This window comes from Oceanobacillus massiliensis str. N'diop, from assembly GCF_000285495.1.
Lineage (GTDB): Bacteria > Bacillota > Bacilli > Bacillales > Amphibacillaceae > Oceanobacillus > Oceanobacillus massiliensis.
Genome location: NZ_CAER01000089.1, coordinates 1 through 1,144 on the forward strand (window position 1 = coordinate 1; position 1,144 = coordinate 1,144).

Here is a 1,144-nt window from a genome sequence, read left to right on the forward strand (position 1 = left end):
CGTGTCATACCCTTTCCCAAAAGGTGCATGACTACCGCATTCAAAAGATACAGCACACGAAACTATTTGCAAGAGAAACACTTATTTTTTATCGTAAACGTCGCTATCAATGCGGGCATTGTGCAAAGCGTTTCTATGAGAAAAATTCTTTGGTAGAGCGCTATCAGCGTCAGTCTAGAGAATTTAAGCAGGCGATTGCCTTGGAGCTTATCCACGGAAAGAATTTCCAGGATATCGCTTCTCGCTTTAGCACTTCTGCGACTACCGTCATGCGTAGGTTTGACGAAGTCGGGTCAACTTTTCTAAAAGAGACGAAGGAGTTGCCTTCTGTCATCGCGATTGATGAATATAAGGGGGACGCTGATGGAGAAAAGTATCAAACCATCATAGCGGATCCGGTTAACCGAAAACCTCTTGAGATTCTGTCGGATAGAAAAAAGGAGACGGTTAAGTCTTATTTAAGAAAGCATGGGCAGAAAGTAGAAGTGGTAGTAATGGACATGAGCCATTCCTTCAAAGCAGCCGTAGACCAAGCATTAGGGAAACCAATTGTAGTAGCTGATCGCTTTCACTTTTGCCGATATATTTATTGGGCGCTTGAACGAGTAAGAAGAAAAGAACAAAAGCAATTTAGCGATTATGATCGTAAAAAGTGTAAGCGAATGAAGCATGTATTTCATAAGAAGAGTGAAACGTTAACTGAGAAGCAACGCTGGTATCTGGAGCGTTACTTAGAAATGTCGGATACCCTGCGGAAAGCATACCAGTTAAAAGAAGCATATCGGCTTTGGTTTGAAGAAGCGAAGGCCCTAGGGCCTTCTAATCTAAAGGAAGTCAAAGAACGTTTATATGCGTTTTACGACTTAGTAAAAGCATCTGAAATCGAGGAATTTATGAAGGCTGCGGAAACCTTTCAAAACTGGCAGAAAGAGATTATGAATAGTTTTGCCTTTAACTTACATAATGGCTATATTGAAGGGATTAACAACCAAACGAAAGTAATAAAGAGGAACGCTTTCGGTTACCGTCGATTTGATCGGTTTCGATTAAGGGTACTATTACATCATCAATATAAAACTATAAATGGACGAGTCGCATAAAGAAGGAGTGAGCGTTAGCTCACCCCAACATTTGACTTAGAACC

1 protein-coding gene is annotated in these 1,144 nt (G+C 40.9%); it reads left to right on the top strand.

Annotated features, from left to right (window positions below; all coding sequences use genetic code 11):
* The coding region (locus tag OMHG_RS00185) for an ISL3 family transposase (protein ID WP_010647096.1) at window positions 1-1,100 on the top strand (1,100 nt) is incomplete at its 5' end.
* Between the last annotated feature and the right edge of the window lie 44 nt (window positions 1,101-1,144).